This is a genomic window from Clostridium sartagoforme AAU1 (assembly GCF_000401215.1).
GTDB classification, from domain to species: Bacteria; Bacillota; Clostridia; order Clostridiales; family Clostridiaceae; genus Clostridium; species Clostridium sartagoforme.
On the sequence record NZ_ASRV01000191.1, the window covers coordinates 1 to 16414 of the forward strand.

Genomic DNA, 16414 nt, shown 5'->3' on the forward strand with positions numbered 1-16414 from the left:
TCTATAATGATATTAAAATTATTTTTTTATGGCGAGAAACCTTAATATGACTTTAAGGATTAATGGCATTATTCCCATTAAATACTCCTTTAATATTATGATATAACAGTAGTATAATTAATTAATGATAATATGTATTCTTAGGAGGGGAATGGCCTTGTACACTGAAAATTTATTACAGCTAGATTGTGGATATATAGGTAATTATATTACAAAATTTGATGAAGATAAAATATCTTCAAGTTTTTACTTAAAAGAAAGTAATGAACATTTAAATTATATTTTAGATAAGGGAATCCTTGAAATGAAAGCAACTACAATTACAGTTGGTGGACAACCCGTGATTATATTGCTTTTTAAATTTGCAGGAAATGATAAGTTTATCTATGGACGTATATATAATAAATCAATTGATTCAGACAAAGAACATCTTCAAATGTTAATGTTTCAAAGTAATTTACCTATATGTTTTATGAATTCTGAAAACAAAGTTACTACAACTATACTAGTTGAAAATGATTTTAAAAATCCAATTAAGGAATATATTTTAAGAAAAAGAATTAAATATAGCCCTTCCTATGATTTTGAGATGAATAAGTATAAATTAAAAGATTTATGGATGGAGGCATAAGGAGAAGTGGCAAAAGCCACTTCTTTTTGTTATAATTAAAGATAGTGTATAAATTGCTAAGCAGTTTATACCCATTATTAATTAAGGTGAGAATTATGATTAAACAAGTTTTATTAGAAAAATTTAATAAAGATACCTGTGGTAAAAATGATTTAGGTGGTAAAAGAATTTTAGAAAATGATTTGATTTCAAATTTTGATATAAAGCATGATGAAGAGTTAATTTATATAAATTCTAAAATAATATCTGAAAATTATTTTAGTGAATATATCAATAAATTAGAAATAGATATAAATACTAAAAATATAATATCTACCTTTTGTACATGTGATGATTTTGAAAGAAATGAACTTCGTAAAAATAATTATTGCTGTAAGCATTTATTTGCAAGTTTTTACAAGTTTTTAAATAGAATTAGATGATAATGAAGAACTTAAATCTAAATTTAATAAATCTATTTTAAGTAAGAATATATTTAAAAATCAAAAAGATAATATACTAGATTTACTTCTAGAAGAAGACAATAAAGAAGAAATAAAAATAGAAGTTTATATAAATAAACAAGGTATAAAAAATAAATTAGCAGCGGAATTTAAAATAGGCTTGAAGGGATTATCTTCAAACAAATTATATGTTGTTAAAGATATAAATCAGCTTTTAACTTCCTACTACAATAAAATACCAGTTAAATATGGTAAGGACTTCAGCTTTGATCCAAGATATCAAAGGTTAAGTATAAAGGAAAAGAAAATAATAGATTTTCTTGAAAAGGTAAAAGATATCGAATCAACTTCATCTGGATTTATGAAAAGACAAGATAAATATATAGATGGAAAAATGTTGATAATTCCGGATTTCTTAATAAGAGAATTTTTTAATATAATTTCAAAAAATAGAGTTTATTTAAATGAAGGCTTTTTCTATAAGCCAGTAGAAACTGAAGTTATTTTTGATAAACCTAATATTAAAATTTCTTTAAAGGGGTTAGAGAAAGAATATATATTAAGTTTAGAGGATGGAATTCCTGAGAAAATTGATAAAAAGGGTACAGTATTTTTATATGCAAGCAGTATTTATCTACCAAGTTTTGAGTATTGTTATGATATATCTTCATATTTAAATATATTTAATAATACAAAATCCATTTCAATAGATAAGAATCAAGAAATAAGAATTTTATATAAACTATTACCTAAGCTCTACACGCTGTCTGATTATATAAGTATTAATAAATCTATAAAAAATAAAATTGTAAAAGAAAATGTTGAGTTTAGATTCTATTTTGATAAAGTAAATAAAGATATAACATTAACCTTAAAGGTTAAATATGGAGAACATGAATTTAATATTTTTCATGAGTACACAAATAAAATTATTTATAGAGATTTAAATAAAGAAGGAGAAGTAATATCATTTTTAAGATCTCTTGGATTTGAAGCTTCAGGAGATAAACTTTATTTATTACTTGGAGATGATTACTTATTTAAATTTTTTAAATATGATATAGATAAACTTCAAGATATAGGAGAAGTTTTTTATTCACAAAACTTTAAAATAATAAAAAATATTAATAATAAAAATATTATAGGCCAAATTAAAAGCGGTAAATTTGATTATTTTGAATTAAAATTTAAAATTGATGATATACCAGAAACTGAAGTTAAAGATATAATATTAGCTCTTCGAGACAATCTTAAATATTTCAAGCTTAAAAATGGCGAGTTCTTAGATTTAGAAGAAATAGAATTAAAGAATTTTATAAAATTATTAGATGTACTATCCTTAGAAAATGAAATAGATGGTGATAGTATATTGTTTAGTAAAAATAAAGGATTATATCTAGATAGTTTTATTAAAGATAATAATATTAGATATATAAAGGGGAAAAAAGAATTATCGCAGATTCAAAAGAAGATAAAAGATATAAATAAGTTAACATTTAAAGAGCCCCTGCAATTATCTGCTGAACTTAGACCTTATCAAAAAGAAGGTTATAATTGGCTTAAAACTATGGATTATCTGGGCTTTGGTGGAATTTTAGGTGATGAGATGGGACTTGGGAAAACAATTCAAGCAATAACTTTTATATTATCAAGTTTGCCATCAAAAACATTAATTGTCGCACCAACATCATTAATTTATAATTGGAGCAGTGAGATAGAAAAATTTGCTCCAACTATTAGGTATGCTGTTGTAAATGGATCTAAAGATGAAAGATGTAATATAATAAATACTATTGAAAAATACGATGTTATAATTACTACTTATAATTTAGTTAAAAGAGATTTAGAAGAGTACGAAAAGATTCAATTTGATTATTGTTTTATAGATGAAGCACAATATATAAAAAATAGTACTTCTCAAAATTCATTAGCTGTAAAGAAAATAAAATCATATAGAAAATTTGCATTAACAGGAACACCTTTAGAAAACTCACTAATGGAATTATGGTCAATTTTTGATTTTATAATGCCTGGATATTTATTTGATGAAAAAAGGTTTAGTGTAAGATACCATAAGAAGTTAAATGAATCAGAAGAAGTTTTAGAAGAATTAAATAAACTTATTAAACCTTTTATTTTAAGAAGATATAAAAAGGATGTAATAAAAGAATTACCTCTTAAAATAGAAAAAAAACTAGTTGTTTCAATGTCTGAAGATCAAGAAAAGGTGTACTCTATTTATGCAGATCATGCTAAGAGCTTAATTGAAAAGAAAGTTAAAGATGATGATTTAAAAACAAGTAAAATAGAAATTTTGTCATACATAACTAAACTTAGGCAATTATGTCTTGATCCTTCAGTGTTAATAAATGACTATATTGGAACTAGTGGCAAAGTAGAAGCATTAATTGAAATTCTTCAACAAGGTATAGAAGAAGGCCATAAAATATTAGTATTTTCACAATTTACTTCAGTCTTAAAGAATATTACAAATAAATTGAAAACAGAAAATATTTTATATAGTTATTTAGATGGATCTATACCTTCTGAAAAAAGGTTAGAACTTGTAAATGAATTTAATGAAGGAAAGAATTCTGTATTTTTAATAAGCTTAAAAGCAGGAGGAACTGGACTTAATTTAACATCAGCAGATATAGTAATACATTTTGATCCTTGGTGGAATCCCGCTGTTGAAGATCAAGCTACAGATAGAGCTCATAGATTTGGTCAAACTAATATAGTAGAAGTGATTAAGCTTATAGCTAAAAATTCAATTGAAGAAAAAATAGTAAATCTTCAAGACGAAAAAAGAAAACTAATTGAGAAGATACTTAACAATGAAAATGATATATCAAGCATAAATACACTAAGCGAAGAAGATATACTTGGGCTATTTTCAATTGGAAATTAATATCATATAATTATAAATAATAATGTTAAATTAACATTTATATTTCGTTAGAAAGGGTGAACTTAATGAGTGTTTTAAACTCTTACTTTTAAAATTATATAATTTAAGGAGAAAGAGTATGATAAAAAAATTAAATATAAATAAATTAGAAGAAGTAATGGAAATTTGGTTAGAAACAAATATAGATTCTCATGATTTTATAGAGAAAAAATATTGGATCCAAAATTATGATTTGGTTAAGGAGTTACTTAAAGAAGCTGATGTTTATATATTTGAGGAAAATAATATTATCAAAGGCTTTGTAGGTATAGTTGAAAATAATTATATAGGTGGAATTTTTGTAAAAAGGAATTACCAAAGAGAAGGAATAGGAAAAAAATTAATAGATTTTTGTAAAAATAAATATTCTTATTTAACTTTGCATGTATTTAAAAAAAATCACAAGGCAATAAATTTCTATAATAAAATGATTTTATGATTTTAGATGAACTTATTAATGAGGATACAAAGGAATCAGAATATTTAATGACTTTTAGAAAGAAATAATTTAAGATTAAAATACCACAGTTTTATCTTTGAAATTGTGGTATTTATATATGTATGTAATAATGGACTTATTAAATAGAATATTTCTTTTTTGATTGAATTGATATTAATTTTCTTTTTATATCAACCTTTTAAAGATATTATTAAAGGGAATAGTGAATTAAAATTTGAGCTAACTTTAAATTTAAATATATTTGTATATTTAGTAGCTATTATTATTTTTCTGTTTATACATGAACTTATTCATGCTATATATGTACCAAATATGCTAAAATCAACTAAGACATATTGGGGATTCAATGGTATTAAGTATTTTTGGAATATTAAATGGATTTATTTGTTTATTATGTTTATTGAATGCAGGTGGATCTTGTGTTGATTTATTAAATATTATTTTAATTAGTTTTCAGGTTCCTAATGGTGGTTATGTCATTAGCAATGGTCATAATACATACTATAAACATTAATATTAAAAAGCAGTCTTCAATTATAAAATTGGAGGCTGCTTTTAGTTGTAGATAATTTTATTAGTTCACGAATATTGAATTCTGGTTATTAGCTATTACTTGATACATACTACTCACTTGTTACTTATTCCAAATTTATAGTATAATAGTAATAAAATCTTTTGTTTATAAAGATTTTAAGTTTATGTTTGCGAGGTATTAAAAATATGTTAACTCCAATGATGAGACAATATTTTGAAATAAAAGAGAATTATAAAGATTGTATATTATTTTTTAGATTAGGTGACTTTTATGAGATGTTCTTTGAAGATGCTAAAACCGCTTCAAGGGAACTTGAACTTGTTTTAACCGGAAGAGATTGTGGTCTTGAAGAAAGAGCTCCTATGTGTGGAATTCCGTTTCATGCAGCCCCTTCTTATATTGCAAGACTTGTTAATAAAGGATATAAAGTAGCTATCGGAGAACAAGTTGAAGATGTTTCAGTTGCTAAAGGTATAGTAAAAAGGGATGTTATTAAAGTTATAACTCCTGGTACATATATAGAAAACAGCGAAGATAGTGAATATAAGAATACATATTTAATGTGTATAGTTGAAAATGGTGGTTATTACGGGTTAGCCTCTTCTGATATATCTACTGGCGAATTTAAAGTAACGAGTACTGCCGCAATAAAGGCAAGTTTATTAGATGAAATAACTAAGATATCTCCAAAAGAAATAATTGTAGATATTAATATAAGTGATGAATTATTATCAGAAATTACTTCTATTACTTCAGCGCTAATTACTAAGAGAGATTTAAGTAAGAGTATTTGTACAGATGAAGAACTTATTAAACAATTTTCTGAAGTATGTATAACTAGCTTAAATGATTTATCTAAGACTGTATCTAAAGCTTTATTAAAATATATATATGATACTCAGAAGATGACTTTAACTAATATAAATCTTTTAGAATATTATGACATAATTAATTATATGACTATAGATGGTAACTCAAGAAGAAACTTAGAACTTACTGAAAGCTTAAAAGAGAAATCTAAAAAAGGAAGCTTAATTTGGGTATTAGACAAAACTTCTACTTCTATGGGAGGAAGATCAATAAGAAAATGGATTGAAGAGCCTCTTATAATAAAATCTGAAATTGAAAAGAGATTAGAAGGTGTAGAGGAGCTATATAATAATGCTTACTTCAATGAAGATTTAAGAAGTTTACTTAAAGAAATTTATGATATAGAAAGAATTGTAGGGAAAATTTCTAATAAGAATGCTAATGCTAAGGACTTAATTTCACTAAAATGTTCATTAGAAAAGTTACCAGGTATAAAAAAACATTTAGCGGATTCTACTTCAAACATATTAAATGAATGGTATAAAGATTTAGATGAACTTACTGATATAAAAGAATTGTTATCTAATTCAATTTTAAATGATCCATCTATTGCCTTAAAAGAAGGTAACATAATTAAAGATGGATATAATGCAGAAGTAGATGATTTAAGAACAGCTAAACTTCATGGTAAGGAATGGATTGCAGCTTTAGAAAATAGAGAAAAAGAATTTACTGGAATTAGGTCATTAAAGGTTGGGTATAATAAAGTATTCGGATATTATATAGAAATATCAAGAGCTAATTATGATGCAATTCCTGAAGGTAGATATATAAGAAAACAAACACTAGCAAATGCTGAAAGATTTATAACTCAGGAATTAAAGGAAATGGAAGATAAAATCTTAGGTGCTGAGGAAAAGTTAGTATCCTTAGAATATAACTTATTTATAGAAATACGAGAAGCTATAGAAAAAGAAATTGCTAGACTTAAACAAAGTGCTAGAATTATTGGTAACTTAGATGCTTTATCTACTTTAGCTTTAATAGCAGTAGAAAATGATTATGTTAAACCTAGAATAAATGAAGATGGAATTATAGAAATAAATGAAGGAAGACACCCTGTTGTAGAAAAAGTTATTGGAAAAGGTGAATTTGTTTCTAATGATACTACATTAAATCCAAATGATAATAGACTTTTACTTATTACTGGCCCTAATATGGCAGGAAAGTCTACATATATGAGGCAAGTGGCACTTATAACCCTTATGGCTCAAATAGGATCTTTTGTACCAGCTAAATCCGCTAATATTTCTATATGTGATAAGATATTTACAAGAATAGGTGCTTCTGATGACTTAGCAGGGGGGAAATCTACCTTCATGGTTGAGATGTGGGAAGTATCAAATATTCTAAAAAATGCCACATCTAAAAGCTTAGTATTACTAGATGAGGTTGGAAGAGGAACATCAACCTATGATGGGCTTAGTATAGCTTGGTCTGTAATAGAATATATATCTAAAAATAATAAACTTAAGTGCAAAACACTTTTTGCAACCCATTATCATGAATTAACTAAACTTGAAGGTGTTATAGATGGGGTTAAAAACTATTCAGTTGCAGTAAGTGAAGTTAATGACACTATAATATTCTTAAGGAAGATCGTAGAAGGTGGAGCAGATCAATCTTATGGTATAGAGGTTGCAAAACTTGCAGGATTACCAAAACAAGTTATTGATAGAGCAAAAGAAATACTTTCTTCGCTAGAAGGTACATCAAATAGTAATTCATTAGATATTACTTCAATAAAGGAAGTTGCAACTGATAAACTTGAAACAATTAAAGTAAATAATGGTGATAATATTAAAGAAGATAAAGTATATTTAGATAATAATTCAATAGATAACATTCAAGAAGGTTCTAATGATGTGGATATAGAAAAAAAATCTACAAATAATACAATATTAGAAGATACTACTATTGTGAAGAAGGATTCTAAAAAGAAAAAGAATTCTAAAGATGAAATAAACGATTATCAGATAGATTTTACAATGATAGAAAAAGAAAATTTAATTAATTCACTTGCAGATATAGACGTTATGTCTTTAACCCCTATGGATGCAATGAACACCTTATACAAGTTAACACTTGAAGCAAAAAGGGTAAAGTAATTATAAAATAGGAAAATTAGTGAGGTGATTATATGAAAAGAATAAATCTATTAGATGAACATACTTCTAATAAAATAGCAGCTGGTGAAGTGGTTGAACGCCCTTCTTCAGTTGTAAAAGAATTAGTAGAAAATTCAATAGATGCAGAAGCAAAAAATATCACCATCGAAATAGAAGAAGGAGGTATTTCTTTAATAAGAATTATAGATGATGGTAATGGAATACATAGAGATGATATTAAAAAAGCTTTTATGCCTCATGCAACCTCTAAGATTCAAAATGTAGAGGATATATATTCTATTATGACCTTAGGCTTTAGAGGGGAAGCTTTAGCTTCTATAGCATCTATATCAAAAGTATTATTAAGAAGTAAAATAGATAACGATGATTTTGGTTCAGAGATTTCAATAGAAGGCGGTGAAATACTTTCTTCAAGTGAAACAGGAACTAATAAAGGAACTATAATAGAAGTTAGAGATTTATTTTATAATGTACCTGCTAGAAGAAAGTTTTTAAAATCTACTTCTAGAGAAGGAGCATTAATAAGCGATATAGTATCAAGGATAGCTTTATCTAATCCAGATGTATCTATAAAATTCTATAACAATGCTAAAAAGGTTTTACATACTTATGGCACAGGCAATCTTAAAGATGTTATTAGAACTGTATATGGAAAATCTATAAGTGAAAATCTAATATATTTTGAAAGTGTAGAAGATGCAATTCATTTATATGGATATATAGGTAAAGAAGAAATAGCAAGAGGTTCTAGAAATAATCAAAGTATCTTTGTTAATGGTAGATATATTAAGAATAAAACTATAGTTGCAGCAATAGAAAATGCTTTTAAGTCTTTTGCAACAGTAAATAAATTCCCTTTCTTTGTTTTATTCCTTGAAGTATATCCTGAGTTTGTAGATGTTAATATACATCCAACTAAGGCTGAAATTAAGTTTAAGGAAGATAGAGGAATCTTTAAAAAGGTATTTGATGCAGTTCATAAAGCATTTAAAAGTGAAGTCTTCAATGATTTCTACATTCCAGAAGAAGAAAAAGATCAAAAAGATAACATTCCAACAGAAGTAGTTGAAGAAATATCTTTTAATATGAATTTAAATAATACTTATTCAAATAACTTGCCTTTATCGCAATATGATGATAATAGTAATAAGGCTAAAGAAAATGAAATAAATAATTTACCAGGAGTTTCTTATGAGGATTTAAGAAGAGAAGAAGAGCTCTATAATAATCTTAAGAACCTAAAAGAATTTGGTAAAATAGATATTAAAGCACATAACAATAATAATAGTATAAATAATGATAATGGTATTGATTATAGACCTGTAAAATCTAATTCAAATACTGTAATTTGTGAAGATAAAAAAGAACTCACCAAAAATGAAATAAATAAAGAACAAGCAAATAGTGAAAATATAATAAGTAACAAAGAAAATTTAAATAATATAGAAAATAGAAATGCTAAGTTCCCTAATTTAAGAATAATAGGACAGTTTAATAAGACCTATATATTAGCTGAATATGATGAAGTGCTATATATGATAGATCAACATGCTGCTCACGAAAAGATTCTTTTTGAAAAGTACTTAAAGGGTATAGAAGAGGGGGATATAGTAGTACAACAACTACTAGTACCTACTTTAATAGACTTAACTATAGATGATTTTTGTTATTATGAGGAGAATTCAGAAGTATTTACTATAGCAGGATTTTCTATTGAAAACTTTGGTGGAAATACTATAGCAATTAAGGAAGTTCCTTATTTTTAGGGAGATTGGATCCTAAGAATTTATTTATTAATATCTTAGATAATATAAAGTCATTAGGTAGCGGAAAGACAATAGAAGTGAAGTATAATAGAATTGCAACCCTTGCATGTAAAGCTGCTGTTAAGGCTAATGATTCTTTAAATCAAATTGAAATGGAAAAGCTTATAAATGATTTAAAGTATATAGATGATCCATTCCATTGTCCTCATGGTAGGCCAGTAATAATAAAATTTACAAACTATGAATTAGATAAGAAGTTTAGACGAATAGTATAAAAGGAGTAACAATGAAAGAAAAAATTTTAGTTATAGCAGGTCCAACAGCTGTTGGGAAAACAGATTTATCTATAAAACTAGCTAAAGAATTAAATGGTGAGATAATTTCAACAGATTCAATGCAAATATATAAATACATGGATATAGGCTCTGCTAAAATTACTAAAGAAGAAATGTGTGGAGTTCCTCATCATATGATAGATGTAATAACTCCTAGTACTCCATTTTCAGTTGCTGAATATAAAGAAATGGCGCAAAAATGTATAGATGATATTTTATATAGGGGAAAGCTTCCAATATTAACTGGTGGTACAGGATTATATATAAATGCATTAACTTGTAATATGAACTTTACAGAAGCAGAAAATGATTTAGAATATAGAAATGAATTAGAAAAACTTGCAGAAGAGCATGGTAATGAATATATCCATAATATGCTTAAAGAAATAGATCCTATAAGTTATAAAGAAATTCATTATAATAACAGGAAAAGGGTAATAAGAGCTCTAGAAGTGTATAAATTAACAAATAAACCTTTTAGTTCTTTTAATTCAGGTGAAGAGTTTTTTAATGGGAAATATGATGTGAGCTATTATGTGCTTAACATGAATAGAGAAAAACTTTATAGTAGGATAAATTTAAGAGTTGATATGATGATGGATAAAGGTTTACTGCAAGAATGTATAAACTTAAAGGAAATGGGGTATAATTCATCTGTACAGTCAATGCAAGGAATAGGGTACAAAGAGATTTTTTATTACTTAGAAAACAAAATATCCTTACATGAGGCAATTGATATGATTAAACAAGGGTCAAGAAATTATGCGAAAAGGCAATTAACTTGGTTTAGAAGAGACCCTAGAGCTATTTTTTTAGATAAGGATATACTTAGTGAAGATGATATATTTAAAAGAATAGTTGGTGATTTTCTACCATAAATTGTATAATAGTAGTATAAGAATTATGCGGAGGTGAATATGGTGAATAAGCAACCAAATAACTTACAAGATATATTTTTAAATGGAGCACGAAAGAATAAGATTTCAGTAATTATATACTTAACTAATGGATTTCAACTAAAAGGATATGTAAAAGGTTTTGATAGTTTTACTGTAGTACTTGATAGTGATGATAAGCAAATGTTAGTTTATAAACATGCAATAACAACTATAACACCAGCAAAACCAATTTTATTTAATAATGATGAAGAGTAGGCAATTTGCCTGCTTTTTATTTTGTGCTGACTATATTTATCTAGTATTATAATTTTTACTTTATTTGAAGGTTAACCTTTTATTAAACATATATACTATGAAATTATAATAAAATATGATAATATTTTATTTATGTGATATAATAGCTTATTTAATTTACTTAGAAGGGAGAGATTACATATTATCAAATAATATGTAATAATAACGTTATGCTAAGAGAAACAGAAGAATTAATGATGAAGAAATTTAACTTTAAATCTAAAACATTTGAGCTATATAAAATGGCTTTAAAAGATGTGGAAGAAGTTTTTGAATCTTATGATGAAATAAGGGAATACAACCAATTAAAGGTACTAAAGGCCTTTCAAGATGAAAGAATAAGTGAATCTCACTTTACAAACTCATCTGGATATGGATATGATGATATAGGAAGAGATTCATTAGATAAAGTTTATGCTAGAGTATTTAATACTGAAAGTGCACTAGTTAGACCTCATTTCGTTAATGGAACACATGCTATAGGATGTGCGTTAATGGGAAATTTAAGGACAGGAGATACAATGGTATGTATTTCAGGAGCTCCTTATGATACATTGCATAATATAATAGGTATAAGTGGTAAAGAAAATATAGGATCCCTTAGAGAATATGGTGTTAACTATAAACAAGTTGATTTAAAAGATGGCAAATTTGATTTAGATAAAATAAAGGAAACACTAACTTCTGATAAAACTATAAAACTTGTACATATTCAAAGAAGTACTGGCTATGGATGGAGAAATTCTTTCTTAGTTAAGGAGCTTGGTGAAGTTATTAATTTTGTAAAAAGCATAAGAGAAGATGTTGTAGTTTTTGTTGATAACTGTTATGGTGAGTTTATTGATGTTATAGAACCTACTGATGTTGGAGCTGATTTAATTGCTGGCTCACTTATAAAAAATATAGGTGGAGGAATTGCACCAACTGGTGGATATATCGCTGGTAAAAAGGAATATGTAGAGCAAGCTAGCTTTAGATTAACAACACCAGGAATAGGGGGCGAGTGCGGCTCAACCTTTGGAGTTATGAGACAATTTTATCAAGGCCTATTCTTAGCTCCACATATAGCTATGGAAGCTGTAAAGGGTGCTGTATTCTGTTCAAGAATAATGGAACTTGCTGGGTTTGATATTTTGCCTAAGTACAATGAAAAGAGAAGTGATATTATTCAAGCTATTAAGTTTGGAGATAAAGAAAAGCTTATACAATTTTGTAAGGGTATCCAAAAAGGGTCTCCTATAGACTCTTTTGTTGAATGTGAACCTTGGGCTATGCCAGGATATAATGATGAGGTTATAATGGCTGCAGGAGCATTTATTCAAGGTTCTTCAATTGAGTTATCAGCAGATGCACCTATTAGAGAGCCGTATATAGCTTATTTGCAAGGTGGTCTTACTTTTGATCATGCTAAAATAGGTATATTAATTTCTTTAAATAATATAATTTAAAATAGATTTGTATTTAACAAAAAACACTAGCTATTTATCTAGCTAGTGTTTTTGTTATTCATTACCATCATCTATATTAAAAATCATCTCTTTAATATATTCTGCATCCTTAAATTCTTTTTCATCTTGTTTTTTATTAAGACTTTCTTTTATTTTATTTTTTTCTATATTCTCTAATAACTGATAGCAAAATTCATCTTTATAAACATTATTATTATCTTCATTTAAGTCTAGACTAATTTCATTTAAATTAATATTAGAATCGATATATTCAGAAGGAGTCATTATCAAACTTCCTTTTATAGAATTATCAAATACTAGTAATATAAAAAATATCAAATCTTGCACAGATATTATTGCAGAACTAGAAGCAATAGCATATAATAAAATATCAAATTCTAATGTATAGCTTGCTATTGTTGGAATTAATGCAAAAACTAAGAAAGGTAATATCAAAGAAATTAATATCCTTTCTTTTGGCACAGGTTTTTTAGATGATATTGATATACTCATATTAAAAGGATATAATTCTAATTTAATAATATCTTTATTAAAGACTTTTGGTAATAATAATGCTTTAAATAATGCATATGGCAATTCTATAAAAATATATAAGCCTATTAATAGAAATAGAAATTTAATTCCTATCTTTATAAAATTATCTCCAACAAAAAATAAACTGTATCCTAACCCAAAGGCATATATAGAAGCCACAACAACTTTAATAAATAAGATTATATTAAAAAAGTCTTTTTTTATGATATATCCTTCTGTGTATTGATCTAGTAAATAATTACTTATAGTATCATCTTTTTTAAAATAGATATTTTCAAATTAGCACCTCCTAAAATGCTCACTAAAAAATAAGAGTCATACAATATTGTATGACTCTTATTTTCTAATATGCTCTAAACAAACCAACTAATTTACCTAAAATACTGCAGTCTTCAACAATAATAGGCGATAAGCTATCATTTTCAGGTTGAAGTCTTATATGATCTTTTTCCTTATAAAATGTTTTTATAGTTGCTTCATTTTCTATTAAGGCTACAACTATATCTCCATTTTTAGCAGTTTGAGATTTTTCTATAATAGCATAATCCCCATCATGTATTCCTGCATTGATCATACTATTTCCTGTTACCCTTAACATAAATAACTCTTCATTATGTTTTATATAATCAATTGGAATAGGGAAGGTATCTTCTATATTTTCTATAGCTAATATAGGTGTTCCGGCAGTTACCTTTCCTATTAAAGGAATATTCAGCATCTCTTTTTTTGAATTAGAAGTTTCCATAATTTCTAATGCTCTAGGTTTAGTGGGATCCCTTTTTATAAAACCTTTTTTTTCTAATCGCTTTAAATGTCCATGAACAGTTGATGTGGATCTTAAATTAACAGCATCGCAGATTTCTCTTACTGAAGGCGGATAACCTTTGTTTTCTGTATATATTTTTAAGAACTCATAAATTTCTAGTTGTTTATCTTTTATTTCGTTCATAATTACACCTCGCTTTATTATTAACATTATATCATAAGATAATATTAATATCAAACTAACGTTCTCGAAACGAACGTTCTTTAAATAACTAAATTTGATTATTTTAAATAACTTTGATATAATCATATTCAATTGAATTTATAGGTGTAGGTGATAAGTAATGGATTTAAAAAAATATTCAGAAGAAGATTACTGCGATATATATCCTAATAGAATCTGTGACAATTGTGGAGATTGTTTAAAAGAAGAAGGGATAGATGTAAGAGCAATAAAGATAGAAGATATTGCTAAAACTGTTGAAGAAAATGAATTCTTAGAAAATGAATATAAAAAGATGCTAGAATCTTTAAAAGAAGAGCATTTATCAGATGTTAAAATTGAAGAAGTAGGAGAGTATGCCTTAGAAAATGAGTCAAGTGATTATGTTGATGCTTTTGATCATATTGAATACATAGATGATCTAGACATATTTGGTGAAGATTCATTAGAAGATGCTACAGAAGAAATTTTCCCAGGAGTTAGAAAACTAAAAGGGAAGTACTAATAAATTATAAAAAGGTTAAGAGGAAGCTCTTAACCTTTTTATAATTTTGACAATGGATTTGACTTTACTGCATCTCTTAAAGTTTCATCATCTATATGAGTATAGATTTGTGTAGTAGATATATTTTCATGTCCTAAAATACTTTGTAAACTTCGTATATCAACATTACCATGCTTATACATTAATGTAGCAGCTGTATGTCTTAATTTATGAGGTGTATATTTTTCATTACTTAACCCTGAATTTAAAATATGTTTTTTAACTAACAATTCAACAGTTCTTTTATTAATAGGTTTAAATCGGGAGGAGAGTAGTAGGTATTCCTTGTCTTCAACTGTGCATTTAGAAGCATCTCGAACAGCTAAGTAATTATTTATTGCTTTTAAGCAAGCTTCATTTAAGTAAACAGTTCTTTCTTTATTTCCTTTCCCAATTATAGTTAAAGTATCACCTTTAATTTTATCTAGTTTGATGCTACATAGTTCAGATAATCGCATTCCGCAATTTAAGAATAAAGTTAAAATACAATAATCTCTATAAAAATTTTTGTTATCTTTATCTAATGAACTCAATAAGTTTATGCTTTCGTCTAGTGTTAAATAAACTGGATGTCTTTTATTTATTTTGGGTGACTCTAGTTCTAAAGTAGGGTTATCATCTATAATTTTTGCTTTTCCTTGAAGGAATTTAAAATAAGATTTAAGAGCGGCAACTTTTCTAGCTCTTGCATAATTTCCGTTTTCTCTTTGTTTTTCCGTAAAAGATAAAAAGCATATAAGTCAGTTAATTTAATTTTTCTAATAAATGAATTATCTATATCTCTAATATTTATTTCAGAAAATTCCAAAGAATCATCAGTGATTAGTCCTTTATATACTTTTAAAAATCTAAAGAATAAAGTTAGATCTATTTCATAACCTTTAATTGTATTAAGAGATTTTCCTTTAATTGTTTCTAAGTAGTTTAAAAAGTCGATAACGGATTCTGGTAAATTTTTAATTTGAACTTGCTCAATACCGTACTTACTTTGTATTGAAGTTGAGTTTGAATTCAAATTTTCGACAGAATTCAATTCTAAATTCAATTTAGAATTCTTTTTATTAATCTTTTTAGCTTTTTTTATACTACGATTTATTCCAAGTTCTTTAAGCCAAATTTGAACATTCCTAATTCCTGTATCATAAATTTCTGAAAGCTGAGAAGTTGATAATTTATGTATTTCAGTAAGTTTAAATAGATCTTCAATTATATATTCGTAGCCGCGTTCCACACCTAAATCGTAATAATTAGAATAAACTGAATGAAGTTTTTTCTTATCTTTATTTGATAACTCTACGTTCAAAAGATTTTTTATATCCTCAGTATAAGTAAAATCTTTATATTTATATGTTTTCGTTCGCAATGTAGACATTTTTTAACCTCCAAAATCTCTGTAAAGCCTTGATTTTATTATATCATAGCATTTTATAACTTGCAATAAGACGAAATGCAATAAATGTATATTTAGCGAAATTATTTTTGAGCTTTTTGAGCTAATTTTAATGAAATTTTATGGTTTTTTATACTATTATATGATTTATTTCTATATAGAAATTATAAATTTCAA

The 16414-nt window shown here is 26.2% G+C and carries 12 protein-coding genes and 2 pseudogenes; 11 read left to right on the top strand and 3 right to left on the bottom strand.

Annotated features, from left to right (window positions below):
- The first annotated feature begins 151 nt into the window (after positions 1–151).
- The 10 genes and pseudogenes from A500_RS15275 to A500_RS15315 all read left to right on the top strand — a co-directional run bounded on the left by A500_RS15275 (position 152) and on the right by A500_RS15315 (position 12760).
- On the top strand, positions 152–631 hold the full coding sequence (locus A500_RS15275; RefSeq protein ID WP_157453674.1) for a hypothetical protein: 480 nt from the start codon (positions 152–154) through the stop codon (positions 629–631).
- Between the two features lie 95 nt (positions 632–726).
- Positions 727–3985, top strand: a pseudogene (locus A500_RS15280) (DEAD/DEAH box helicase).
- A 118-nt stretch (positions 3986–4103) separates the two neighbouring features.
- Entirely contained in the window at positions 4104–4463 is a 360-nt protein-coding gene (locus tag A500_RS15285; RefSeq protein ID WP_016208469.1) for a GNAT family N-acetyltransferase, read from the top strand.
- Between the two features lie 367 nt (positions 4464–4830).
- The gene (locus tag A500_RS20495) at positions 4831–4998 is read left to right on the top strand and encodes a hypothetical protein (RefSeq protein ID WP_157453675.1); all 168 of its coding nucleotides are present in this window, start codon (positions 4831–4833) and stop codon (positions 4996–4998) included.
- Between the two features lie 206 nt (positions 4999–5204).
- On the top strand, positions 5205–7997 hold the full coding sequence (gene mutS / locus A500_RS15295; RefSeq protein WP_016208471.1) for a DNA mismatch repair protein MutS: 2793 nt from the start codon (positions 5205–5207) through the stop codon (positions 7995–7997).
- 32 nt (positions 7998–8029) lie between these two features.
- On the top strand, positions 8030–9784 hold the full coding sequence (gene mutL / locus A500_RS15300; RefSeq protein ID WP_423219298.1) for a DNA mismatch repair endonuclease MutL: 1755 nt from the start codon (positions 8030–8032) through the stop codon (positions 9782–9784).
- Positions 9785–9789: 5 nt separating this feature from the next.
- Positions 9790–10059, top strand: a complete 270-nt coding sequence (locus A500_RS22095) for a hypothetical protein (RefSeq protein WP_423219299.1) — start codon at positions 9790–9792, stop codon at positions 10057–10059.
- Between the two features lie 11 nt (positions 10060–10070).
- Positions 10071–10997: a tRNA (adenosine(37)-N6)-dimethylallyltransferase MiaA gene (miaA, locus tag A500_RS15305; RefSeq protein ID WP_016208472.1), complete on the top strand. Its 927-nt coding sequence runs from the start codon at positions 10071–10073 to the stop codon at positions 10995–10997.
- A 39-nt stretch (positions 10998–11036) separates the two neighbouring features.
- The gene (gene hfq, locus A500_RS15310) at positions 11037–11273 is read left to right on the top strand and encodes an RNA chaperone Hfq (protein ID WP_040436980.1); all 237 of its coding nucleotides are present in this window, start codon (positions 11037–11039) and stop codon (positions 11271–11273) included.
- Between the two features lie 209 nt (positions 11274–11482).
- Complete coding sequence (locus A500_RS15315; protein WP_016208474.1) at positions 11483–12760, top strand: methionine gamma-lyase family protein; 1278 nt, start codon at positions 11483–11485, stop codon at positions 12758–12760.
- 54 nt (positions 12761–12814) lie between these two features.
- On the opposite strand, the gene A500_RS15320 is transcribed toward A500_RS15315, so the two are convergent.
- Together A500_RS15320 and lexA are read right to left on the bottom strand one after the other, a co-directional pair.
- Positions 12815–13474 carry a metalloprotease family protein gene (locus A500_RS15320; protein ID WP_016208475.1) on the bottom strand — a complete coding sequence of 220 codons (660 nt, stop codon included), beginning with the start codon at positions 13472–13474 and terminating at the stop codon, positions 12815–12817.
- 184 nt (positions 13475–13658) lie between these two features.
- Positions 13659–14264 carry a transcriptional repressor LexA gene (lexA, locus tag A500_RS15325; RefSeq protein ID WP_016208476.1) on the bottom strand — a complete coding sequence of 202 codons (606 nt, stop codon included), beginning with the start codon at positions 14262–14264 and terminating at the stop codon, positions 13659–13661.
- Between the two features lie 160 nt (positions 14265–14424).
- Here lexA and A500_RS15330 point away from each other — a divergent pair, with 160 nt between their 5' ends.
- Positions 14425–14808, top strand: coding sequence for a hypothetical protein (locus A500_RS15330; protein WP_016208477.1), 384 nt, complete (start codon positions 14425–14427; stop codon positions 14806–14808).
- A 38-nt stretch (positions 14809–14846) separates the two neighbouring features.
- On the opposite strand, the pseudogene A500_RS15335 reads toward A500_RS15330, so the two are convergent.
- A pseudogene (locus tag A500_RS15335) lies at positions 14847–15841 on the bottom strand (tyrosine recombinase XerC).
- Between the last annotated feature and the right edge of the window lie 573 nt (positions 15842–16414).

Coding starts and splice junctions, on each gene's coding strand:
- A500_RS15275 (WP_157453674.1), top strand. CDS start 152: ATGGCCTTGTACACTGAAAATTTATTACAGCTAGATTGTGGATATATA.
- A500_RS15285 (WP_016208469.1), top strand. CDS start 4,104: ATGATAAAAAAATTAAATATAAATAAATTAGAAGAAGTAATGGAAATT.
- A500_RS20495 (WP_157453675.1), top strand. CDS start 4,831: ATGGTATTAAGTATTTTTGGAATATTAAATGGATTTATTTGTTTATTA.
- mutS (WP_016208471.1), top strand. CDS start 5,205: ATGTTAACTCCAATGATGAGACAATATTTTGAAATAAAAGAGAATTAT.
- mutL (WP_423219298.1), top strand. CDS start 8,030: ATGAAAAGAATAAATCTATTAGATGAACATACTTCTAATAAAATAGCA.
- miaA (WP_016208472.1), top strand. CDS start 10,071: ATGAAAGAAAAAATTTTAGTTATAGCAGGTCCAACAGCTGTTGGGAAA.
- hfq (WP_040436980.1), top strand. CDS start 11,037: ATGGTGAATAAGCAACCAAATAACTTACAAGATATATTTTTAAATGGA.
- A500_RS15315 (WP_016208474.1), top strand. CDS start 11,483: ATGCTAAGAGAAACAGAAGAATTAATGATGAAGAAATTTAACTTTAAA.
- lexA (WP_016208476.1), bottom strand. CDS start 14,264: ATGAACGAAATAAAAGATAAACAACTAGAAATTTATGAGTTCTTAAAA.
- A500_RS15330 (WP_016208477.1), top strand. CDS start 14,425: ATGGATTTAAAAAAATATTCAGAAGAAGATTACTGCGATATATATCCT.